The organism is Sorangium sp. So ce367 (assembly GCF_051520455.1).
In the GTDB taxonomy this organism is placed as follows: domain Bacteria; phylum Myxococcota_A; class Polyangia; order Polyangiales; family Polyangiaceae; genus Sorangium; species Sorangium cellulosum_B.
This window is the reverse complement of the sequence record NZ_CP150334.1, coordinates 7,431,448-7,454,492: the sequence shown is the minus strand read 5'-3', so window position 1 is coordinate 7,454,492 and position 23,045 is coordinate 7,431,448. Positions and strand designations below refer to the sequence as shown.

19 protein-coding genes are annotated in these 23,045 nt (G+C 72.4%); 15 read left to right on the top strand and 4 right to left on the bottom strand.

Annotated features, from left to right (window positions below; all coding sequences use genetic code 11):
• Positions 1–73: 73 nt before the first annotated feature.
• The 10 genes from WME97_RS28255 (at position 74) to WME97_RS28210 (ending at position 12,075) form a co-directional block, all read left to right on the top strand.
• Positions 74–607 carry a hypothetical protein gene (locus WME97_RS28255; RefSeq protein WP_437541863.1) on the top strand — a complete coding sequence of 178 codons (534 nt, stop codon included), beginning with the start codon at positions 74–76 and terminating at the stop codon, positions 605–607.
• Positions 588–965, top strand: a complete 378-nt coding sequence (locus WME97_RS28250) for a hypothetical protein (RefSeq protein ID WP_437541861.1) — start codon at positions 588–590, stop codon at positions 963–965. The genes WME97_RS28255 and WME97_RS28250 overlap by 20 nt, the downstream gene beginning before the upstream one ends.
• A 20-nt stretch (positions 966–985) precedes the next feature.
• Positions 986–3,469, top strand: coding sequence for a SpoIIE family protein phosphatase (locus WME97_RS28245; RefSeq protein WP_437541859.1), 2,484 nt, complete (start codon positions 986–988; stop codon positions 3,467–3,469).
• Between the two features lie 177 nt (positions 3,470–3,646).
• Positions 3,647–4,102, top strand: coding sequence for a hypothetical protein (locus WME97_RS28240; protein WP_437293108.1), 456 nt, complete (start codon positions 3,647–3,649; stop codon positions 4,100–4,102).
• Positions 4,083–4,460: a hypothetical protein gene (locus WME97_RS28235; protein WP_437541856.1), complete on the top strand. Its 378-nt coding sequence runs from the start codon at positions 4,083–4,085 to the stop codon at positions 4,458–4,460. The genes WME97_RS28240 and WME97_RS28235 overlap by 20 nt, the downstream gene beginning before the upstream one ends.
• A 17-nt stretch (positions 4,461–4,477) precedes the next feature.
• Positions 4,478–6,967: a SpoIIE family protein phosphatase gene (locus WME97_RS28230; protein ID WP_437541854.1), complete on the top strand. Its 2,490-nt coding sequence runs from the start codon at positions 4,478–4,480 to the stop codon at positions 6,965–6,967.
• A 241-nt stretch (positions 6,968–7,208) separates the two neighbouring features.
• On the top strand, positions 7,209–7,664 hold the full coding sequence (locus WME97_RS28225; protein WP_012237831.1) for a hypothetical protein: 456 nt from the start codon (positions 7,209–7,211) through the stop codon (positions 7,662–7,664).
• Entirely contained in the window at positions 7,645–8,022 is a 378-nt protein-coding gene (locus WME97_RS28220; protein ID WP_437541851.1) for a hypothetical protein, read from the top strand. Before WME97_RS28225 ends, WME97_RS28220 begins: the two co-directional genes overlap by 20 nt.
• A 20-nt stretch (positions 8,023–8,042) precedes the next feature.
• Positions 8,043–10,511: a SpoIIE family protein phosphatase gene (locus WME97_RS28215; protein WP_437541849.1), complete on the top strand. Its 2,469-nt coding sequence runs from the start codon at positions 8,043–8,045 to the stop codon at positions 10,509–10,511.
• A 61-nt stretch (positions 10,512–10,572) separates the two neighbouring features.
• Positions 10,573–12,075, top strand: coding sequence for a pyruvate kinase (locus WME97_RS28210; RefSeq protein ID WP_437541847.1), 1,503 nt, complete (start codon positions 10,573–10,575; stop codon positions 12,073–12,075).
• Between the two features lie 390 nt (positions 12,076–12,465).
• Here WME97_RS28210 and WME97_RS28205 read toward each other — a convergent pair whose 3' ends face one another.
• Positions 12,466–13,140, bottom strand: a complete 675-nt coding sequence (locus tag WME97_RS28205; protein ID WP_437541845.1) for a hypothetical protein — start codon at positions 13,138–13,140, stop codon at positions 12,466–12,468.
• An 18-nt stretch (positions 13,141–13,158) separates the two neighbouring features.
• Between WME97_RS28205 and WME97_RS28200 the strand changes: the two genes are divergently transcribed.
• The gene (locus WME97_RS28200) at positions 13,159–15,183 is read left to right on the top strand and encodes an ATP-binding cassette domain-containing protein (RefSeq protein WP_437541843.1); all 2,025 of its coding nucleotides are present in this window, start codon (positions 13,159–13,161) and stop codon (positions 15,181–15,183) included.
• A gap of 37 nt (positions 15,184–15,220) precedes the next feature.
• Here WME97_RS28200 and WME97_RS28195 read toward each other — a convergent pair whose 3' ends face one another.
• Entirely contained in the window at positions 15,221–15,826 is a 606-nt protein-coding gene (locus WME97_RS28195) for a hypothetical protein (protein WP_437541841.1), read from the bottom strand.
• A gap of 206 nt (positions 15,827–16,032) precedes the next feature.
• On the opposite strand from WME97_RS28195, the gene WME97_RS28190 reads away from it, so the two are divergent.
• Genes WME97_RS28190 through WME97_RS28180 form a run of 3 tightly spaced genes read left to right on the top strand, consistent with a single transcriptional unit; the run spans position 16,033 to position 19,584 of the window.
• A complete protein-coding gene (locus tag WME97_RS28190) occupies positions 16,033–16,980 on the top strand; it encodes a hypothetical protein (RefSeq protein WP_437541839.1) in 948 nt (315 codons plus the stop codon).
• Positions 16,977–17,816, top strand: a complete 840-nt coding sequence (locus WME97_RS28185; protein ID WP_437541836.1) for a S8 family peptidase — start codon at positions 16,977–16,979, stop codon at positions 17,814–17,816. Before WME97_RS28190 ends, WME97_RS28185 begins: the two co-directional genes overlap by 4 nt.
• Positions 17,803–19,584: a hypothetical protein gene (locus tag WME97_RS28180; RefSeq protein ID WP_437541834.1), complete on the top strand. Its 1,782-nt coding sequence runs from the start codon at positions 17,803–17,805 to the stop codon at positions 19,582–19,584. Before WME97_RS28185 ends, WME97_RS28180 begins: the two co-directional genes overlap by 14 nt.
• A 60-nt stretch (positions 19,585–19,644) precedes the next feature.
• On the opposite strand, the gene WME97_RS28175 is transcribed toward WME97_RS28180, so the two are convergent.
• Entirely contained in the window at positions 19,645–20,565 is a 921-nt protein-coding gene (locus tag WME97_RS28175; RefSeq protein WP_437541832.1) for a transposase, read from the bottom strand.
• Between the two features lie 132 nt (positions 20,566–20,697).
• Positions 20,698–21,675 carry a LysR family transcriptional regulator gene (locus WME97_RS28170; RefSeq protein WP_437541830.1) on the bottom strand — a complete coding sequence of 326 codons (978 nt, stop codon included), beginning with the start codon at positions 21,673–21,675 and terminating at the stop codon, positions 20,698–20,700.
• A 124-nt stretch (positions 21,676–21,799) separates the two neighbouring features.
• Between WME97_RS28170 and WME97_RS28165 the strand changes: the two genes are divergently transcribed.
• Complete coding sequence (locus WME97_RS28165) at positions 21,800–23,020, top strand: Acg family FMN-binding oxidoreductase (RefSeq protein ID WP_437541828.1); 1,221 nt, start codon at positions 21,800–21,802, stop codon at positions 23,018–23,020.
• Positions 23,021–23,045 lie beyond the last annotated feature (25 nt).

The window sequence follows — 23,045 nt, the reverse complement described above, 5'->3', positions numbered from 1 at the left end:
AGGGTCTGCCCTCACCCGCGCGCTCGCGCGAGAGCAGAAGGCGTTGGCTCCGCTGCGGGAACGACGTAGGCTGGTGGCAATCGTGCCCGCGTCCGAACCGAACCTGAATGCATCGCTGTTCCTGTGCATCACGTTCTTCCCGAGCGACCGCATGGCGAGCGCGGTGCTGCGGCTCGTGTCCAGTTTCTGCGGGATGATCCTGGACGACGCGAATGTGAGCTCGCGGTTCTACATGGCCGCGCACGAGCTCGCCGAGAACATCACCAAGTATTCGACGGGCCCCAAGGTCAGCCTGGAGCTCGCGCTGGAGGAGGCCGAGAGCTCCTGTATCCTGAAGATCCGCGCGCGGAACGAGGCCTCCATCGATCGCCTACGCGAGGTGGAGAGGCGGCTGCTCGAGCTGAAGACGACGAGCGATCCGGTGAAGCACTACGACGAGCTTATCCATGAGACGGCGATGGTAGAAGGGGTGTCGGGGCTCGGCCTCGCGCGGGTGCGCGCGGAGGGCGGGCTCGACGTGGACTACAAGATCGAGGGCAACGAGCTGACGATCATCGCGCACGCGCCGGTTGGGAGATGGAGGGGAGATGAGCAGCTTGAGGGTTGAGTCCGTCGTCACGGACAGCTTCGGGATCGAGCCGGCCCTGAGGGAGGACACCCTCAGCGTCAAGCTCACCGGCACGGGCGACATGGCGGCGGCCGCGCCGCTCGGCTCCTGTTGCAAGGCCCTCCAGGCGGAGGTGGTGCGCCTCTCCGTGAGCGCCGTGGAGTTCGACGTAAGGTCTCTTTACTTTCTGAACTCGAGCTGCCTGAAGGCGTTCATCAGCTTCATCTGCGGGCTCGCGGGCCTGGGGCTGAAGTGCAAGGTGCAGTTCCTCACGGACGCGAGGCTGGGCTGGCAGCGGCGGAGCCTGACGGCGCTCGAGCGCATGTCTCCCGAGCTGGTCTCCATCGCGGACGCCTGAAGCGAGGAGCGCGGGACACGATGAAGAAGCGCCGGACGATCGCCCTCCTGATGGACTACGTACGAGGCGAGTACCAGTCCGAGGTGCGCTTCGGGGTCGAGCGCGCCGCCGAGGCGCACGACGTCAATCTCATCATCGCCTTCGGCGAGACGCTCGCCTGCCCCGGGGCCGCCAGCACGGCCCAGAACAGCATGTATCACCTCATCGGCGCGGAGACGGTCGACGGCATCCTCGTCGCCTCGACGACGCTCTGCCACCACGTCGGCATCGAGGGGATGAAGCGGTTCTGCCGGTCCTACGCGCCGCTGCCGATCTGCAGCCTCGGGATGGCGATCGACGGCATCCCGAGCCTCGTGGTCGACAACGGCCTCGGGCTCGATCTTTCGGTCGGACACCTCGTCGACGACCACGGGTGCCAGCGCGTCGCGTACATCGGCGGGCCGCCGAGCAACGAGGAGGCGGAGGTCCGCGCCGACGCCTACCGGCGGGCGCTCGCGGACCGCACGCTCCGCTTCGACGAGCGCCTCGTCGCGTTCGGCAGCTTCACGATCGAGACCGGGCGCGCCGCGATGCGGGAGATCATCGGGCGCGGGGCCGCGTTCGACGCCGTGGTCGCCGCCAACGACAACATGGCGCTCGGGGCCATCGAGGAGCTCAAGGCGCACGGCCTGAGCGTCCCGAGGGACCTCCCCGTGTGCGGCTTCGACGACGCCGTGATCGCGCGCTTCGCGAAGCCGTCGCTGTCCACCATCCGCCAGCCCATCAAGCGCATCGGCGCGCGCGCCGTGGACTTGATCGTGCGCATGATCGAGGGCGAGCCGGTCCCCGAGTACAACCTGTTCCCGGTCGAGCTCACGCTGCGCGAGTCCTGCGGCTGCGGGTACCAGGTGGAGCCCGCGGGCGCGCCTTCGAGCAAGGCGTGGAGCGCGCCGCTCCCGTCCGCTCGCCAGCGGGACGATCTGGAGCGCCTGCTCGAGAAGAGCGTCGCGATCCCCGCCGGATCGCTCGACGGCTGGGCCGGCCTGCTCCTGTCGGCGCTGCAGGAGGAGCTCGAGGGGACCGAGGGCCGCTTCCTGCGCGCTGTCGAGTCGCTCCTCGACGCGGCGGGGCGTGAGGGCGCGATCCTCGAGCACTTCCAGGGCATGATCACGCTGCTCCGCGAGCAGTTCCGCCGGGGCCACGGGGCCCTCCGGGACGCGGTCCTCGACGAGGCGCTCGAGCGGATCTGGCACGCCTCGCGCATCGTCATCGGGAGCGCGTCCGTGCGCGCCGAGGGGCAGCAGCGGCTCAACGTGGAGCTCGCGTCGCTCTACCTGAGCTGGAGCGCGCGGAGCTTCTCGACCTGCCTGAGCCTGCCCATCCTGCGGCGCATGATGGCGTCGGAGCTGCCGCGGATGCAGTTCTCGCGGGTCGCGGTGTCGCTCTATGACACAGCGCACGACCCGCAGCGCACCACCATGAAGGCGCTCTTCCTGATGGAGGACGGCCGCGAGCTGGAGCCCCCGGCGGAGAGCTTCCCGGCGCGCCGCCTCGCGCCCGAAGGGTTCCTGGGAGGCCGGGAGCGCACGAGCATGATCGCGCTCCCCGTCGCGTTCGGCGACGAGGAGAAGTTCGGTGTCGCGGTGCTCAACAGCGGCGCGAACGAGATGGTCTATGACGCCCTCCGCCTCCAGATCGGCTCGGCGGTCAAGGCCGCGGCGCTGCACTGGGAGGTCGTGCGGCAGGTGGAGCTGCGCGAGCGGCTGGAGCAGGAGAAGGTCCGCCAGGAGAGCGTCGTCGCGGCGCGCATCCAGACGACGCTGGTGCCGGCGCAGCTCTCGGTCGAGGGCCTCGAGCTCTCCGCCGTCATGAAGCCGGCCGCGGAGGTCGGCGGCGATTACTACGACGTGCTCGCGACGGACGAGGGCGGCTGGCTCGGGATCGGCGACGTGGCGGGGCACGGGCTCGCGGCGGGGCTCGTGATGCTGATGATCCAGAGCATGATCTCGGCCCTGACACGCAACGACCCGCGCGCCAGCCCAGGGGACATCCTCTCTGCGGTGAATGGGGCGGTGTACGAGAACGTCCGCGGTCGGCTGAAGCGGGACGAGCACGCGACGCTGCTCCTCTTGCGGTACGAGCGGAGCGGGCGGGTGACGTTCGCGGGGGCGCACGACGACATCATCGTGTGCCGCGCGCGCACCCGCCGCTGCGTGTGCATCCCGAGCTCGGGCGTCTGGATCGGCGCGCTGCCCGCCATTGACGCGATGACGCGAGACGCCGAGTTCGTCCTGGAGGACGGGGATGTCCTCGTGCTCTACAGCGACGGCGTGACGGAGGCGCGCAACGCGCACCATGAGCAGTTCGGCCTCGAGCGGCTGTGCTCCACCATCGAGTCCTCCCAGAGCGCGCCCGCCGAGGCGATCCGGGACCGGATCCTCGGAGAGGTCGAGGGCTGGTGCCCGAGCCCCGATGACGACATCACGGTGGTCGTGGCGAGGTACAGCGCGCCTCGAACACTGTGACTGTGGCAACTGTGGCCCGAGGCCGCCCGCTTTCCTACATGAGCGCTATCGCCTGTGTCAGCAGAAGGGATTGGATCCGGGTTGAGAACCACGTACGCTGCGCCAATCGTGTCAGTGTCCGAACCGAGTCCGAACGGGTCACTGTTTCTATGCATCTCGTTCCATCCGAGCGAGCGTATGGCCAACAGCGTGCTTCGGCTGGTGTCCAGCTTCTGCAGCATGGTGCTGGACGACGCCAACGTGAGCTCGCGGTTCTACATGGCCGCGCACGAGCTCGCCGAGAACATCATCAAGTACTCCTCGGGCCCCAAGGTCAGCCTCGAGCTCGCGCTGGAGGAGCGCGAGAGCTCCTGCGTCATGAAGATCTCCGCGCGGAACGAGGCGTCGCCGGAGCGGCTGCGCGAGGTGGAGAGGCGGCTCTTCGAGCTGAAGGCGGCGAGCGATCCTGTGAAGCACTATGACGAACTCATCTGTGAGACGGCGATGGTAGAAGGGGTGTCGGGGCTCGGCCTCGCGCGGGTGCGCGCGGAGGGCGGGCTCGACGTGGACTATACGATCCAGGGCAACGAGCTGACGATCATCGCGCACGCGCCGGTGGGGAGGTGGAGGGTCGATGAGCAGCTTAAGGGTTGAGCCCGTCGTCACGGACAGCTTCGGGATCGAGCCGGCCTTGAGGGAGGACACCCTCAGCGTCAAGCTCACCGGCACCGGTGACATGGCGGCTGTCGCGCCGCTCGGTCTGCTGCTCAAGGACCTGCACGCCGAGGCGGCGCGCCTCCGCGTGAGCGCCATCGAGTTCGACGTCAGGGCCCTTTACTTCCTGAACTCGAGCTGCCTGAAGGCGTTCATCAGCTTCATCGCCGGCCTCGCGAGCCAGGGGCCGAAGTGCAAGGTGGAGTTCCTCACCGACGCGAGGCTGGGCTGGCAACGGCGGAGCCTGACGGCCATCGAGCGCATGTGTCCGGAGCTCGTCTCCATCGCCGATACCTGACGCGAGAGCCGCGGGAGATGAGCGAGAAGCGCCGGACGATCGCCTTCCTGATGGACTTCGTCGGGGGAGACTACCAGTCCGAGGTGCGCTTCGGCATCGAGCGCGCCGCGGAGGCCCACGACGTCAATCTCGTGATCGCCTTCGGAGAGACGCTCGCGCTGCCCGGCGAGGGGGGGGCGGCCCAGAACAGCGTGTATCAGCTCATCGGCCCGGAGACGGTCGACGGCATCATCGTCGCGTCGGCGACCCTCTGCCATCACATCGGCATCGAGGGGATGCGCGAGTTCTTCCGGGCTTACGCGCCGCTGCCCGTCTTCAGCATCGGGATGGCGATCGACGGTATCCCGAGCCTCATCGTGAACAACGGCCTCGGGATCGAGCTCTCGGTCGGGCACATGCTCGACGTCCACGGGCGCCGGAGCATCGCGTACGTCGGCGGACCGGCCAACAACGAGGAGGCCAAGGCGCGCGCCGACGCCTACTGGGGGGCGCTCGCGGCGCGCGGCCTCCCGCTCGACGAGCGCCTCTTCGCGGCGGGCGCGTTCACGATCGACAGCGGCCGCGTGGCGATACGCGACATCCTGGACCGCGGGGTCGAGGTCGACGCCGTGGTCGCCGCCAACGACAAGATGGCCCTCGGCGTGATCGAGCTGCTCGCGGAGCGGGGGCTCCGCGTCCCGCAGGACATCCTCGTGTCCGGCTTCGACGACGCCTTCATCGCGCGCTTCTCGAAGCCGTCGCTCACCACCGTTCGTCAGCCCATGAAGCGGCTCGGGGCCCAGGCGATGGACACGATGATGCGCATACTCGACGGCGAGGTCGTGGAGGACGTGGCGCTCCTCGACGTCGAGCTCACGTGCCGTGAGTCGTGCGGCTGCCGGGTCCAGGCGAGCGCCTCGCTCGCGCCGTCGGCCTCGGCGCCGCGCGACGGCGCGTCCCTGGTCGCGGCGCGGCGGGAGTCGCTGGAGACCGCGCTCAGGCGGAGCGTGGCCATCCCGACTGGCTCTCTCGATGGCTGGCCAGGCGAGCTCCTGTCGGCGCTGGAGGACGAGCTCGCGGGGCGGGAGGGCCGCTTCCGGCACGCGCTCGAGGCGCTCCTCGACGCGGCGGGGCGCGCGGGCGCGATCCTCGATCACTTCCAGGCCATGATCGATGTGCTCCGGGAGCGGCTCGGCCGGCCGCCGTCGGGCGGCGGGGGGGTCGCTCTCTACGATGCCCTCGAGCGGCTATGGCACGTGTCGCGCATGGTCATTTCGAGCGCGTCGATGCGGCTCGAGGGGGAGCGGCGGCTGACCGTGGAGCTCGCGGCGACGTACCTCAGCTGGAGCGCGCGGAGCTTCTCGACGTGCCTGAGCCTGCCCAGCCTGAAGCGCGTGCTCGCGTCGGAGCTGCCGGCCCTCGGGATATCGCGGGCCGTGGTGTCGCTGTATGACGACGCTCCCGAGGCGCAACGAGGTGTCATGAGGTCGCTCTTCCTGATGGAGGACGGCCGCGAGGTGGACCCGCCGGCGGCGAGCTTCCCGGCGCGGCGCCTCGCGCCCGACGGGTTCCTGGGAGGCCGGGAGCGCACGACCATGATCGCGCTCCCCGTCGCGTTCGGCGACGAGGAGAAGTTCGGTGTCGCGGTGTTCAGCAGCGGCGCGCACGAGCTGATCTACGACGCGCTCCGCCTCCAGATCGGCTCCGCGACCAAGGCCGCGGCGCTGCACCGGGAGATGGTCCGTCAGGTGGAGGCGCGCGAGCGGCTGGAGCAGGAGAGGGTCCGCCAGGAGAGCGTCGTCGCGGCGCGCATCCAGACGACGCTGGTCCCGGAGCGGCTGTCGGTCGCGGGGCTCTCGCTCTGCGCCCTCATGAAGCCGGCCGCCGAGGTGGGCGGCGACTACTACGACGTGCTCGCGACCGCCGACGGCGGCTGGCTCGGGATCGGCGACGTCGCGGGGCACGGGCTCGCGGCGGGGCTCGTGATGCTGATGATCCAGAGCATGGTCTCGGCGCTGACGCGCAGGGACCCGAGGGCGAGCCCCGCCAGGGTGATCTCGGCCATCAACGCGGCGCTGTACGAGAACGTGCGCGGCCGCCTGAAGCGGGACGAGCACGCGACGCTGCTCCTGCTCCGGTACGAGCGGAGCGGGCGGGTGACGTTCGCCGGGGCGCACGACGACATCCTCGTGTGCCGCGCGAGGACGCGCCGCTGCGTGTGCATCCCGAGCTCGGGGGTCTGGATCGGCGCGCTGCCATCCATCGACGACATGACGCGAGACGCCGAGTTCGTCCTGGAGGACGGCGACGTCCTCGTGCTCTACAGCGATGGAGTGACCGAGGCGCGCGACGCCCACCATGAGCAGTTCGGCCTCGATCGGCTCTGCACCACCATCGAGGCCGTTCAGACCGAATCCGTCGTGGTCATTCGTGACAGGATCCTGAACGAGGTCGAGGGGTGGTGCCCGAGCCCCGACGACGACATCACGATCGTCGTGGCGAGGTACCGCGCCCCCCGGCAGCCCTGACGCATCGGTCGAGGCGCGGCCGGCGCGCCCGTCGAAGCGGTGAGCGCGCGGTCGAGCGGGACACCGTGAACAGCGCGCTGGAGCGCTCGCGATCGTTCGCTCGCCTACATGGGCACACGGCCGACCAAGGGGGATTGGATCCGGTGCAAGAATTACGTAGGCTGCGTGAACCGTGTTAGCTTCCGGACTGAGCCAGGACGCTTCACCGTTCTTGTGCATCACGTTTTTCCCTAGTGAACGGATGGCTAGCGCGGTGTTACGGCTGGTGTCCAGCTTCTGTGGGATGGTGCTGGACGATGAGAGTGAGAGCTCGCGGTTCTACATGGCCGCGCACGAGCTCGTCGAGAACCTCATCAAGTACTCGTCCGGCCCGGAGGTCAGCATCGAGCTGGCGCTGGAGGGGGGCGAGGGCGCGCGGGTCCTCGTGATCCGCGCGCGAAACGAGGCGTCGCCGGAGCGGCTGCGCGAGGTGGAGCGGCGGCTCTCCGCGCTGAGGTCGGCGAGCGATCCTGTGAAGCACTATGACGAACTCATCTGTGAGACGGCGATGGTAGAAGGGGTATCCGGGCTCGGCCTCGCGCGGGTGCGCGCGGAGGGCGGGCTCGACGTGGACTACACGATCGAGGGGAGCAGGCTGACGATCATCGCGCAGGCGCCGGTTGCGGGATGGAGGGGAGATGAGCGGTTTACGGGTTGAGCCTGTCGTCACGGACAGCTTCGGGATCGAGCCGACCCTGAGGGACGACACCCTCGGCGTCAAGCTCACCGGCACGGGCGACATGGCGGCGGCGGCGCCGCTCGGCCTTTGCCTCAAGGCCCTCCAGGGAGAGGTCATGCGCCTCTCCATCAGCGCGGTGCAGTTCGATATAAGGGCTCTTTACTTTCTCAACTCGAGCTGCCTGAAAGCGTTCATCAGCTTCATCTGCGGGCTCGCGGGCCAGGGGCTGAAGTGCAAGGTGCAGTTCCGCACGGACGCGCGGCTAGGATGGCAGAGACGGAGCCTGGTGGCGCTCGAGCGCATGTCTCCGGAGCTGGTCTCGATCGAGGACACCTGACCGGAGAGCCGCAGGACAAGATGAAGAAGCGCCGGACGATCGCCCTCGTGATGGACTATGTGCGCGGCGAGTACCAATCCGCGCTGCGGATCGGGGCCGAGCGCGCCGCCGAGGCGCACGACGTCAACCTCGTGATCGCCGTCGGGGAGACGCTCTCCGCCCACGGTCCCTCCGAGGCCGCCCAGAACAGCATCTACCGCCTCGTCAGCGCGGAGGCGGTCGACGGCATCGTGGTCGCGTCGGCGACGCTGTGCAATTTCGTCGGCGCCGAGGGGGTGCAGCGCTTCTGTCAGGACTACGCGCCGATGCCCCTGTGCAGCATCGGGATCCCGCTGGAGGGCATCCCGAGCATCCTCGTGGATAACGGCCTCGGGATCGAGATGGCGGCCGGCCACCTGCTCGACGATCACGCGTGCCGGCGCGTCGCGTACATCGGCGGGCCGGTCAACAACGGAGAGGCGAGGCTCCGCGCCGACGCGTTCCGCAAGGCGCTCGCCCAGCGCGCGATCCCGTACGACGAGCGCCTCGTCGCGAGCGGCCAGTTCACGATCGACACGGGCCGCGCCGCGATGGCCGAGATCCTGGACCGCGGGGTCGAGATCGACGCCGTGGTCGCGGCGAACGACAACATGGCCCTCGGCGCGATCGAGCTCTTGAAGGCGCGGGGCCTCCACGTGCCGAGGGACATCCTTGTGTGCGGCTTCGACGACGTGGGCGTGGCGCGCTACGCGAAGCCGTCCTTGACGACGGTTCGCCAGCCGATCAAGCGGCTCGGGGAGATCGCGCTCGAGACGGTCGTGCGCATGCTCGACGGCGAGGCCGTCCCCGATCGGAACATGCAGCAGATCGAGCTCACGCGGCGCGAGTCCTGCGGCTGCGCGTACCAGGCGGTCGCGATGCGGCCGCTCACGAGCCCGCCGCGCCTCGGGGTGATGTCGCTCGGCGGCCGGCGCGACGAGCTGGAGCGCGCGCTCGAGCAGGCCGTGGGGATCCCGGCCGCGTCGCTCGACGGCTGGGCCGGCGGGCTCCTGTCGGCGCTGGAAGAGGAGCTCGAGGGCCACGAGGGGTGCTTCCTGCACGTGCTGGAGCGCGTCCTCGACACGGCCGGGCGCGAGGGGGTGTTCCTCGATCTGTTCCAGGGCGTGGTGACGCTCCTGCGCGCGCGGCTCCGGCGGCCGGTCGAGGAGGGGGGCGACGCCGCCGTGAACGAGGCCCTGGAGCGGCTGTGGCATGCGTGCCGCGTCCTCATCGGGAGCGCGTCCGTGCGCGTGGAGGGGCGGCAGCGCCTCGACGTGGAGGTCGCATCGATCGACCTGAGCTGGAGTGGGCGGTGGTTCTCGACGTGCCTGAGCTTGCCCCTCTTCCAGCGCATGCTGGCCTCGGAGATGCCCAGGCTGCACTTCACGCGCGCCGCCGTCTCGCTCTACGACGACGCCCAGCGAGCCACCCTGAAGACGCTGTTCCTGATGGAGGACGGCCACGCGGTGACGCCGCCGACCGAGAGCTTCCCGTCGCGCTCCCTGGCTCCTCCCGGGTTCCTGAGCTCGAGCGAGCGCACGAGCGTCGTCGTGATGCCGCTCACGTTCGGTGACACGGAGTATTTCGGGGTGATGGCGCTGAACAGCGGCATGAACGAGATGGTCTACGACGCGCTGCGGCTCCAGATCGGCTCCGCGGTGAAGACGGTGGCGCTGCACCGGGAGATGGTGCGTCAGGTGGAGCTGCGCGAGCGGCTGGAGCAGGAGAGCGAGCGGCAGGAGACGGCGCTCGCGGCGCGCCTCCAGACGACGCTGGTGCCGGAGCAGCTGCACATCGAGGGGCTGGAGCTCTCCGCGGCCATGACGCCGGCGGCCGAGGTGGGCGGCGACTACTACGACGTCATCGCGACGCCCGGTGGGGGGTGGCTCGGGATCGGCGACGTGGCGGGGCACGGGCTCGCTGCGGGGCTCGTGATGCTGATGATCCAGAGCATGGTGTCGGCGCTGACGAGCAGGGACCCGGGCGCGAGCCCGAGCGAGCTGCTCGCGGCGCTCAACAAGGCGCTCTACAAGAACGTGCGCAGCCGCCTCAAGCGGGACGAGCACGCGACGCTGCTCCTGCTCCGGTACGAGCGGGGCGGGCGGGTGACGTTCGCCGGGGCGCACGACGACATCATCGTGTGCTCGGCGCGCACGCGGCGGTGCGTGTGCATCCCGAGCTCGGGCGTCTGGATCGGCGTGTTGCCCGTCATCGACGAGGTGACGCGGGACGCCCAGTTCGTCCTGGAGGACGGGGACGTGCTCGTGCTCTACAGCGACGGGGTGACGGAGTCGCGCAACGCGCACCGCGAGCAGTTCGGGCTGGAGCGGCTCTGCACCGCCATCGAGGCCGTGCAGACCGCGCCGGTCGAGGCGATCCGCGACAGGATCCTGAGGGAGGTCGAGGGGTGGTGCCCGAGCCCGGACGACGACATCACGGTCGTCGTGGCGCGGTACCGCGCGCCGGCGTAGCGCTCGAGGCTGCCCTTGCCGTCGCGCCGCCTCGGCATGGCGGCGCGGAGGAGATCGCGCCATGGTTTATCCCGACCTGCAGGTTGTCGAGCGCACCCTCGCCGCCGTCGAGGCGCTGCGGGCGAGCGCCATCGAGCACGAGCTGCGAAACCGGCACCTGGTCGATGCGGTGCACCCGAAGCACCGGGCGGGAGCGACGAACCTGCTGCATTACCTCGCTGTCCGGCAGCAGGACATCCGCGACCTGCAACGGCAGCTCGCCTCGCTCGGGCTGAGCTCGCTGGGGCGCCTGGAGCGCTGCGCGCTGGCCTCCCTCGACGCCGTGCGCGGGGCGCTCGACGCGCTCGCGCGGCGCCCTGAGGTGCGGCCGCCCGGCGAGTCGCCCACCACGTTCGCGTCGGGGGGCGCGCTGCTCGAGGAGCACGCGCGGGCGCTGCTCGGGGAGGGGCGCCAGGGGCGAGCGACGCGGGTGATGGTGACGCTGCCCGGGGACGCGCGGAAGGGGGAGCTGAAGCGGCTGCTCGAGGGAGGGATGGACGTCGCGCGGATCAACTGCGCGAAGGAGGACGCGGGCGCGTGGGCCGGGCTCATCGAGCGGCTCCGGGAGGCGGGACGGGAGACCGGGGTGCGGTGCAAGGTCCTCTGCGACATCGCGGGGCCCAACCCGCGCGTGAGCAAGATCGACGGGGATCCGGCGCGCGTCACGCTGCCCGAGCGGGGTGAGCGGCCCTGGCTCTGGCTCTGCAAGGACGTGAAGCGGGCGCGCCCCTCGGCGGGCAGCACCGGCGCGGGGGAGGTGCTCGCGCTCGGGTGCACCATCCCGGAGATCGTCGACGACCTCCGGCCCGGGCACCGGGTGTTCTACGACGACGGGCGGCTCGGCGGCACGGTCAAGCTCGTGACCGGAGGCGCCGCGCTCGTGGAGGTGGATTTCGCGCGCCAGGGCTCCGTGAAGCTGAAGCCAGGAAAGGGCCTGAACTTTCCGGACACCGAGCTCGGGATCCCGTCGCTCACGCCGAAGGACCTCGAGGATCTCGACTTCATCGCGCGCCACGCGGACATGGTGGGACTCTCGTTCGTTCGGTCTCCTTCCGATGTGGAGCGCCTCCAGGCGGAGCTCGCCGCGCGCGGGGCGGCTCAGCTCGGGATCGTCCTCAAGATCGAGACGACGCCTGCGTTCGCGCGGTTCCCGAGGCTCCTGCTCACGGCGATGCGCAGCGAGCAGGTGGGGGTGATGCTCGCGCGCGGCGATATGGCCGTCGAGATGGGGTTCATGCGGCTGGCGGAGGTCCAGGAGGAGCTCCTGTGGCTCTGCGAGGCGGGGCTGGTCCCCGCGATCTGGGCGACGCAGGTGCTCGAGAGCCTGAACAAGACCGGCGTGCCGACCCGCGGGGAGGTGACGGACGCGGCGATGAGCTCGCGCGCGGAGTGCGTGATGCTCAACCAGGGCGAGAACATCGTCGCGACGGTCGCGTTCGTGGTCGACGTCCTCCGCCGGATGCACGAGCACCAGGACAAGAAGCGGGCGCTCATGCGATCGCTCGGGGTCTCACGCCTCGACTGAGGCGTCGACCCGTCCCAGGCCTCGTCGACCCAACCCCGGTTGACCCAACCCCGGTCGGTCGACCCGACCCCAACCCGACCCGGGTTGGGCGGCCAGGTTGGGCGGGGCGCTCCGACCCGGGTTCACTTTCCGCTGTCAGCGGTCGGCGGCCGGCGGCGGCCGGCGGCCGACCTAACCTGGGTGGGCAGCCCGGCGGTCGGCCGACCCAACCTGGGTGGGCAGCCCGGATGACTCAACCTGGGTGGGCGGCCCGGATGACCCAGCCCGGCCGACCCAACCTGGGTGGGCGGCCCCGGATGACCCAACCCGGGTGGGTTGCCCGAGCCCGGGTTGTCTGCGGGCCGGCGGCCCGGAGTTGGCAGCCAGCACGCCCGCCGGATCCGCTCCGGCTCAGTCGACCGAAGGCACGGTGGCGTCGACCCGGGTTGGGAGCCCGCGCGCGCCTGCCGGCGCGCGGAACGCTGCGCCCGACAGCTCCCGCCGCATGCAGGTGGCCGCCTCGTCGTAGCGGGGGTCGGACGCACTCCCGATGATCGTCGGCACCACGATATAGCCCTCGGCGTCGACGTTGAACTCCACCCGGATGGCGTCAGGCGGCAGCAGGCTCCCGCCCGGGCCGCGGCAGCGCTGCACGAGGTCCCAGTAGAGCTGCGCCCGCGCCGCCTTCTCGATCGCCGGGCTCGACATGTTGGCCTGCACCATGGGCGCGCCGATCTCGACGCGCGAGCGGGGGGCAGGGGTGGGGGCGGGCGCCGGCTCCGGCGGGAGCGCGGAAGGCGCCGGGAGGCCGGTGCTCGTGCCGATCTTCGCGACGCTCACGCCGTCGGCCGGCCTGGAGGCGGCCTCCCGCGCGGCGGCGAGGATCTCCTCGAGCGCATCCGGCTCGACGGACCCCACCGCCGGCGCGCTGTCCATCCGGAGGCGGGCGCCGCGGTCGTCCAGCGACGCGGCGGCGCCGCGCGCCCAGGGGGTGAGCGCCCCGGCGTCGGCCCCCGCCGGCGGCGAAGGCGGCGGGCGCTCGCAGGCCGCGAGCAGCGGGAGCAGGGCCACGAACGCGGTGCGCACGGTGAAAGGGTCGATCGAATGCGCGTCGCGCGCAACGGCGTCGGCAGTGTACCGTGGCATCGCACGTCGATGCGCGCGCTCCTCGCGATCCTGCGGATCGGTCTTCGCTCGCTGCGCGAGGGGAGCGTGCCCCCCGTGTCGTCGTCATCGGGAGGCCTGCGAGGCGGCTCTTCCAGCGCCGCCGCGCGCCTCGCCCTCGTCGTGGCGCTGTCGTCGCTCGCGGGCGCGCTGTCCGGCCTGCTCCCGGCGATCGCCGGCGTGGCCATCGGCGCCGTCTCCGGGCGCGAGGCGCCGCCCTCGGGCGGCATCGGCGGCGCGCTCGCCCGGCTGCTCGCCGGCTCACCGCCCGCGGCCGTGGTCCTCGCAGCGTTCGGCGCCACGCTCGTGTCCGCCTCCCTGGCGGTGCTCTCGGGCCGGAAGAGCTCGGAGCTCGGCGGCGACCTCACCGCCGCGCTCCGCGTCGCGCTCTTCCGGGCGGCGCTCTCCGCCTCGCCCCGCGACGTGGACGCCGCCGGGCGCGCGCTCATCGCGGCGCAGGCGGCGGGGCCCGCGCCGCGGCCGCCGAGCGCCGGGCCCGCGCCGCCCGTCCGGGGCGCGGAGGTCGTGCGGCTCGCGATCGCGCGGGACGCCGGCCTCGTCGCCGATTTCGCGATCGCCGTCGCGACCGGCTTGCCCCAGGCGCTCGCGACGCTCGCGGTCCTGGCCGGGTCGCTGGTCTCGAGCGGCATGGCGCTCGTCCTCGCGGGCGGCGCGGCGCTGTTCGCGGCCTCGCGCCTCGCGGCGGACCGGGCCTCGGGCCGCGTGGCGCGCGCGATGCGGGAGATGCAGCACGCCGACACGGCCGTCTTCGGCGCGGTGGGCGAGGCGCTTTCGGGAGCGGAGGACCTCCGCCTGCTCGGCGCGCGCGCCCAGGCCGAAGGAGAGCTCGCTGGGGCCGCGCGCCGGGTCGCGGACGCGCGCCGCCGCTTCGGCCAGGCGCTCGCCGTCTCAGGCCAGATCAAGGGCACGCTCGCCGCGCTCTCGCCGCTCGTCATCGTCGCCGCGCTCGCGGCCTCTCGCGGGGTCGCCGGCGCGGGCGAGGTCGGAGAGCTCCTGCTCGTGGTGCCGCTGCTGATGGCGCGCCTCGAGGCGCTCGACGCCCTCCGCGCCGGCTTCATCGAGCGCGCCCCCCTGCTGCGCGCGACGCTCGCGCTGCTGCGCCTGCCCGAGCACCCGCCGCGCCCCTCCGGCGGCCTCGCCGTGCAGCTGGACGGCGAGGCGAGGCGCCCCCTGTCGATCGCCTTCGAGGGGGTCACGTTCACGCCGCCGGGCGCGAGCCGCCCCGTCCTCGATGGCGTGTCGCTCTCGATCCCCGCCGGAGCGGTGGTCGGCGTCTGCGGTCGCTCCGGCAGCGGCAAGTCGATGCTCCTGCGCCTGCTCCTGCGCCTCGACGAGCCGTCGTCGGGCGCGATCGCCGTGGGCGGCGTGGATCTGCGGCAGATCCCGCCCGAGGAGCTCCCGCGGCTGTTCGGCGTGGTGGGGCAATCGGCGCGGCTGTTCGAGCGGAGCATCGCGGACAACCTGGCGCTCGGCCTCGAGCCCGCGCCCACGGAGGAGCGCATGCGCGAGGCGCTCCTCCGGGTGGAGCTCGACGAGCTCGCAGGCGCGCCGCCGGCGGAGGGCGAGGCGCGGCCCGCGCGCGGCCTCGCGACGGAGGTGCGCGCCTCACCGCCGAGCCTGTCGGGCGGTGAGGCGCGGCGGCTGCTGCTCGCGCGGGTGCTGCTGCGCGAGCCGCGGGTCTTCGTGCTGGACGAGCCGGAGGCGGGCCTGCCGGGCGCCACCGCCGAGGCGGTTCTCCGCACGGCGTGCGAGGTCGCCGCCGGGCGCACGACCCTCGTCGTGACCCACGCGCCGCACCTCCTCAGGTCGACGTTCAACGTGCTGCTCGACGGCGGTCGGGTCGCGGCGGTGGGCACGCATGACTCCCTCCGCGAGAGCTCGCCGCTCTATCGGTCGCTTCTGGCCGAGGCGCTGCAGCGATCCGCGAGGTCGGCGGCGGGCTGACGAAGACGCGCGCGCGGCCGCCCCGCTCGCGCGGAGGTCACGAATCGCAGGGACCGCCTGCCCCCGCGGCCTGACGGGCGAGGTGCTCGGCGTCGACGGCAGCGCCGCGCGCCTCCTCGGGCACGTCCGCCGAGATCCCCAGCGGGCGGCCTGCGAGCCCCCGCGCGAGCCAGACGAGGATGGATACGGCCCCCCAGGCGAGCGCGAAGGCGACGCCTGCGTCGACGATCGCGCGGTAGGGCGGGGGCATCTGCCGCACGAGCAGGATGAGCGCCACGATGCCTGCGACGAGCGCCCACGTCGCGATCAGCCGGCGGCGCGTCGCGTGGAGGAGCGCCATGCAGTAGAGCGGCGCCAGCGCCACGTGGAGGGGCCGCCCGTGCTCGGCGAGGTGGAGCGCGCGCGCGACGACCCGCGGCGAGAAGCGCTGCTGAAAGCCGCGGTACCCCTCGAAGTAGGCGATCGTGACCGTCCAGGCCGCGAGCAGGACCAGCTGACCCGTCGTGAGCGTGTGCCCCGTCAGGATGCGCGCCGCCGTCGCGCCGAGACGAACGATGGCCTCGACCAGGACGGCCACGACACCAAGGACACCCCACAGGACGACGGCGAGGCGACGCCGTCCCTCGCGGACGGGCGGGCTCATCGCGCCCGCGCCGGCTCGAGGGGCCTCGTGGCCGTGGATCGCGCTCGAGCGGCCGCGCGCGCGGACGGACGCTTCGGACGGTGCGCCGGACAGCCGAATCGCCGCATGTCGCTGCATGCTAGGAGAGGAGCTGGGCACGTCAACCGGATCCCACGGGTGTGATGGCGGTTCGCTCCGGCGCGGTCCGGCGGTAGCATCGGCGGCCCATGCCGCTCGCCGACCGCTCCGCGCCGGGTGTCCCGCCCGCCCCGGCGCGGGCCCTCCCGCCCCACCCGCACGCGCTGCGCTCGCCGCTCGCGCCCTTCACGGCGCGCCTGCGCGACCTGCTCTCGACCGTCGAGTCGGCGGCGCTCCTCGGCGCGGTGGAGGCGCGGGTGCGCGGGCTCGGGGAGCACCTGCGCTTCGCGTGCCTCGCGATGCCGTGCGCGGAGGCGCTCGTCGCGCTCGAGATGGAAACGCTCGGGCGGCTCACGGTCCCCGTCGTCGCTGACGCGGTCGGCTTCCGCGCGCCGTGCGCGGAGCTGCCGCCGAGCGGCACCCCGTTCGCGTACCTGCTCGGTGGCGGCGGCGGGCACGCGGTGGAGCTGTCCGACGGCGATCCGATGATCGCGCCGCTCCGGCCGCTCCTGGCCGCCGCGCCGGCGTCCGCGATCTTCGTACCCATCCGCGTCGGCGCAGCGACCGTGGGCGGCGCCGCGCTGTTCTCGCACGACGCGCCCCTCGGCGGGCGGGAGCTCGACCTGGCCGAGCGGCTGGCCGAGGTCCTCGCGCTCACCGTGGAGTCGTTCCGCACCGAGCGCGTCGTCTTCGAGCTCTTCGCGCGCGCGATGCCGGACCTGCTCGCGCAGGCGCCAGGCCAGCCGGCGGGGCCAGGCGGGCGCGCAGCCTCGGGCGCGGAACCGCCCATCCCGGAAGGGGCGGCCCCGCCGCCGACCTCGCTCCGCGCCGCGCTGGAGCGGCACATCCACGCGCTGCGCCTCACGCCCGAGTACCGCCGCCGCCTGGAGCTCGCCGCGGTGGTGGGCAGGCTCGCGGAGCGCGGCGAGGCGGAGGCCCGCCTGGCCCTCGACCTCCTCGCGCGGATCGACGCCTACGCGATCGGCGCGGGCGATTCAGGGGAGCCGGCCTCCGCGGGGGAGGGGAGCTCCGCGTGACCACGGCATCTCCGGCAGGACCGGGCGGCGAGCTCCACGGCGCGCCACGCCCGGGCGCGCGGAGCGGCGCCGGCGTGCGCGTCGCGCTGATCGACTCCGGCGTCGATGCCTCGCACCCCGCGCTGCGCGCAGCGGCGCTGCGGCACGTCGCCCTCGTCCAGCGCGGCGCTGGCGGTGGCGCGCACGGGATCGCGCCGTGCGCTCCGGGAGATCTCAGCGGGCACGGGACGGCGTGCGCGGGCATCGTCCACCGCATGGCGCCCGCGGCCGAGATCACGAGCGTCCGCGCGCTCGGCGATGACGGGCGGTGCTCGCGTGACGGGCTCGTCGCCGCGCTGCGCTTCTGCGTCCGCGAGCGATTCTCCGTGGTCAACCTGAGCCTCGGCATCGACATCCCGAAGAACGCGCCGCTCCGCCCGGGCGACTACCGCTCGCTGGTCGAGCTCTACGAGGTCGCGGATGCCGCCTACACGGCGGAGGTCGTGCTCGTGGCCGCCGGCCCGAACGCGGCGGCGTTCCGCACCTATCCAGGGCGCTTCAAGTCGCTGATCGGCGTCGGCAGAGGGGCCTTTCAGGACCCGGAGGCGCTCCGGAGCGAGCTCACGCTCGACCACGAGATCCTCGCGCCCGGCGACGACGTGCTCGCGCCCGCGCCAGGCGGCGGCGAGCGGCGCTGGACCGGTACGTCGTTCGCGGCGCCCCACGTGACCGCGCACGTCGCGCGCATCCGCGCCGCGTGGCCGGAGCTCTCGATCGAGGCGGTGAAGGCGGCGCTGCACGGGCTCGCGCGCGGGGCGCGCGGCGAGGGGGTGGAGGAGCGCGGTGCTCCCGCTTGATCCGATCGACGGCGTGTCGTCGCTGTCGCGGCTGCTGCGGAGCGCGCCGGGCGCAGAGGTCCGCGCCGAGCTCGACCGCGTCGAGGTGCTCCTCGGTGTCGGCCGCGATCCTGCGGCGGCGGTGCTCGAGGGCGGGCCGCTCGTCGCGGCGGCGCTCGGCTTCGGGCGCGGCGCGCTCGCGTTGCGTGAGGGGGCGCTGGACGCGGCCGTCCTGCACCTCGAGGGCGCTGTCGCCGCATTCGATCGAGGAGGGGCCGCCGAGGCCCGGGACCTCGCGCGGTGCGAGGCGGCGCTCGCGCGCTTGCGCCGCGACGTCCGATCGGCCTGCGCGTCCGCCATCGAGGAGCTCGACGCCATCGCGGCCGCAGGCGATCCCGGGCGCCGCGCCGCGGTCGTCGCCCTCCATTACCGTGGTACGGCCGAGCGGCTCCTCGGCGACGCGGCGGCTGCGCAGCGCACGCTGCTGTCGGCGCTGCGCCGCTCGGAGCCGTTCCTCGGCGAGCGCGCGCAGATCCTGAACTCGCTCGGCACGCTCTACGTGACCCTCGGCGCGCACGGGGCGGCCGAGGCGCTGCTCGAGCACGCGGCCGAGCTCCACCGCCGCCGGGGCGACTCCGTGGGCGAGGCGATCGCCTGCGGCCAGCTCGGCGCGGCGGCGCTCGGCCTCGGCGCCCTGGAGCGCGCCCGAGCGCCGCTCCAGCGACAGGAGTGGCTGTGCGCGCGCCTCGGCGACGCGTTCGGCCGCGCGCGCGCCCTCACGTTCCTCTCCGAGCTTGCGCTCGAGCTCGGCCGCGCCGACGACGCCTTGGCGCTCGCGACTTCCGCCCGCGAGATTGCCGAGCACGCCGCGCCGCCACTCCGAACCTGGGTCGCTTACGCTTCGAGGGCGATCGGGCGCGCGCGGCGGGATCTCGGCGATCCGGGCGCGGCGGCGGCGCTGGATGAGGCGGGCGCGCTCTTCCGCGCGCTCGGCCTTCCGCTCGGAGAGGCGCTCGCCGCCTGGGATCGCGCCTCGACCGAGGCGCTCGCGGAGCCGGCGGACTGGTTCTCCGCCGCCTGGTCGCTCGGCTCCCTGGGTCTGTCCTCGCGCGTGGCGCAGCTCCTCCGGGAGCGTCTGGAAATCGAGGAAGCCGTGCCGCTCCCGGAGAAGGGAGGGCCAACGTCGGACGGCGAGGCCCGCGAGCGGGCGCTTGCCGCGGCGGCGCAGACCTCGCCTCATGTGGCGATGCAGCGCGAGGTCGAGCTCGTTTACGATCGTCCCGACCACCTTGCCGCGATCGCCGCTCGCCGGACGGCGGCTCAGCGCAACCTCGGTCGGCTCGCGGCGTTGACGCTCGCCCGGCCGGGGCTCATCGTCGCCGCGATCGCGGCATCGCCCCTCGGTGGCCGTGGCCGCGCGCTCCCCCCCGAGCGCGCGATGGCGGTCTGCGTGGCCGACCTGCCCGGCCTCACTGTGTGGATCTGGCCGGCGGCTGCCACGCCAGCCACCATCGGCAACGATTTAGTCGTGCTGCGCGCGACGCTGGGCGGGCCGCTGCGCGCAGCGCTGGCGTTCGCGCCGGCAGGGCGCGTGCTGTGTCCGCCGTTCGCGGGCGACACTGGCGCGGAGCTCGATGCGGTCGAGCTCGTTGGTCTGATGGCGCTGCCCGCCATGCTCGCGCCGGGCGAGCTTCGCCTAGATCCGCAGCTCGGCTGGGACGGCGACGCTCGCGCGAGCGTGGAGGCACTGGGATTCGTCGTCACGAACAACCCGTGCCACCCAGGTTGACCCGGGAGCCGCGCGCGCCACCTCACCCAGGTTGTCCCTGCCCTTTTACCCTCTAAATACCTACATCGTGAGCACAACATCGGCCATGTTGGCGCCGTGAAACGTGCACATCCACCACGTCCCTGCCGGGAATACCACGCTGCGCACGCCGGCACGCCACCGCTCGAGCGCCGCCCGGTACAAGGCGCGAAACCCGCGTACAGCGGCACGAGCCGAGCGCCAAGCGTCACCCTGCTTGCGGCCGACAGCAAACGTCGGATTGCCAGCGCGCGGCGCCTCGAGGCTCGTGATGCGCTCATGGGGCGAGACCTTGCCGGCTTGTTCGGCGCCGAGGAAGCGGCGCCCTCGCTGCTTCACCTCCGCTTGCGCCTGCAATTCTTGCCTCTCGAGCTCGGCGGCGATGGCATGGCGAAAGTCCTCGGCGCTGTCATGCTCGATGGTCGGCGGCAGCGTGAGTGACAGCGTTGCTTCCTCCGGCCACTGTGGATTTTTGGGGTCGAAGTATGCGGCGGGACGCGCCGCGCACAACACGCCCAGGCCGATCTCGCCCACCTTCACCTTGGCGCCCGGCCACTCATGCGCATGCGGGACGAGTCCAGCGGCCACAGGGTTTGCGAGGACATAGGCGATCTTCTCCACGACCGCCGCGCGTGTCAGCAGCCGCACCACGCTCGTGGCCTCATGATCCCATACCGGCCCTTCCCACGCACGGAGCACCTTCGTGCCGAGCGCGACGATGCGATGGAAGAACTGCAGGAAGCGCGGCAGAACGCCGTTCACGTCGGTCACGACGAGGTGCAGGTGCGTCGACATCGCGCAATGCGCATGGACGTCAATGCCGTAGCGGCGGGTCGAGACCGCGAGGGCGTAGACCAAGAGCTGAGTGATGGCTGCGTCGGGGCGGAAGAGGAGATGCCGGCGCAGGACGCGACGGGTGATCAGGTAGGTTGCGCCGGGCGCGATCTGGCGGGGCTGGCTCATGGTCGGGCAGAATTCCAAGAGCCGTGCCGGCGATCGTGATGAACGATCTCAGGTACTTACCAAGTACCTACCCATGCCTGCCGGTGGCGGCGCCATGGCGGACCGTGCTCCGTCACCCGGCGGCGGGTCGGGTCAACCTGGGTGGGTCGTTTCGGGTTTGCCCTTCCGGTCAACCTGGGTGGGGTCAACCTGGTTGGGTCGGGTCCTCGCGCCCGTGCGGATCGCCTTGCTGAGCCAGGAGCGCAGCCAGCGATGGCCTGGATCGTCGTGCACGCGCTCGTGCCAGACCGCCGAAGATCGGTCCACGCCGAGCTCGACGGGGGGCCGGACCGCGCGTAGGCCGAAGGGCCTCGACACCGCCGCGACCGTCGCGGGACACGTCACCACGAGGTCCGAGGCCGCGATCAGGAACGGCACCGTCACGAAGTGCTGGACCTGCGCGACGATCCGCCGCCGCCGCCCACGAGCTTCCAGCGCGCGATCGACCAGGCTGCCCGGCATGCCGTGCGGAGCGATCAGCACGTGCCCGAGCTCCAGGTAGCGCTCCAGGGTCAGCCGCCGCGACGCTGCGGGGTGGTCCCTGCGCATCAGCGTCACGAATCCCTCCTCCGGCAAGCGCAGCTGTCGTGACGACGGGGGCACGAGGAACTCCGGGACGAACGCGAGATCCGCCGTTCCCCGCTCGAGCCGCCTCACGAAGTCCGCTTCGGCGCGGTCGACCTGCACCGTGATGTGCGGCGCCTCGCGCGCCAGCAGGGGCAAGAGCCGCGGCAGGGCGATCGCCTCCAGCAGGTCGTTGCCGAGCAGCACGAAGCGGCGCTCGGACGTCGCTGGGTCAAACGGCGCGCCGGCCTGGACCGCCGCTCGCAAGCTCGCGAGCGCCTGAGCCAGCGGATCGGCGAGCGCCTCGGCGCGCGGCGTGAGGGCGAGCAGCGGCCGCCCCGGAGCGAGCAGCGCATCGCCGAAGAACTCGCGCAGCCGCCCGAGCCGCTGGCTCGCAGCCGACTGCGTGATGCCGAGCCGCTTCGCCGCGCGCGTCACGTGCCGCTCGCGCAGCAGCACGTCAAGCGCGAGCAGGAGATTCAAGTCGTCGGGGAGAGCCTCGATCATTAGCCGTACTAATATATAGTATTAGAGCAATGTCCTGTACTAATCGTCAGAACCGCCTCAATCTTTGCGCATGGCCGTCGCTCGCGGAGCCCGGTCAGACGTCCTCTGGAGGATGGAGCGCATCATGGAGAGGAAACTCAAGGTCTCGCGGCGGCGCCTGCTGGAAGGCGTCGCGACGCTCGCCGTGGCGGCGGGAGCGGGCTGGTACGCTGCCGGCCGAGGTGTGTTCGACGATCGGACGGGCGAGCCGTTCGCCCCTTGGACGGCGTTCCGCGGGCAGCGCGGCGGCGAGCTCGCCGAGCTCGTGCGCGCGGCGGTGCTCGCCGCGAGCCCGCACAACACGCAACCCTGGCTGTTCGAGGTCCACCCGGATCACATCGACGTGTTCTCGGACAGGTCTCGATCGCTCGGCACCATGGATCCGTTCCTGCGCGAGATGCACATCGGGCTCGGTTGCGCGATAGAGAACCTGGCGCTCGCGGCGGGTTCGATGGGATGGGCGCCCCGCGTCGAGCTCGAAGCCGGCCCTCTGCCGGGCTCCGACCCGGAGGGATCTCGCGCTCTCGAGCGCGCGGCGCCGCGGGCGATCCGGGTGGCGCGCGTCTGGGTCGAGCCAGGCGCAGCGGCGTCCCCGCTCGCGGAGGTCATCGCACGGCGACACACGAACCGCGGCCCGTACCAGGCGCAGCGCGTGCCTGGTTCGGCGCTCCAGGAGCTCTCGCGCCTGAGCGAAGCGGGCTCCGATGGTGAGGTCGTCTGGCTGGAGCACCCCGATCAGCGCGAGGGCTTCGCCGCTCACACGCTGCGCGCCACCGAGACCATCGTCCGAGACGCGGCGATGGTGCGGGACAGCGACGCGTGGTTCCGGCTGGCGCCGGAGGCGGTACCGAGCCATCGGGACGGGCTGACCTTCGATGTGATGGGGCTCGGCCCGCTGCTCACCGCGGCGGTCAAGCTGCTGCCGCGTCCGTCTGCGGAGCAGATGCACGACGACTGGCTCCGCGTCACCCGCGAGGTCCACCTCGCCGGCGATCCCGCCGTCGGCCTCATCGCGGTCCGCGACCGCCACGACCTGGGCGCGACGCTCCGCGCCGGGCGCCTGTGGCAACGCATGCATCTCTGGGCGACCGCGCGCGGCATCGCGATGCACCCGCTGAACCAGGTGCCGGAGGTCATCGACCGGGAGCGCATGCTCGGACGAGCGCCGGCGATGGAGCGCTCGTTCACCGAGGCGCTGGGTCTAGGCGACCGGCAGCTCACCTTCGCGTTCCGGCTGGGCTTTCCGGAGCGAGAGGGCGTGTGCGGCCCGCGCCGCGCCGCGGAGGAGGTGATCCGCACCGCGTGAGCGCCGCGCCCCGGCTGGCGTGCTG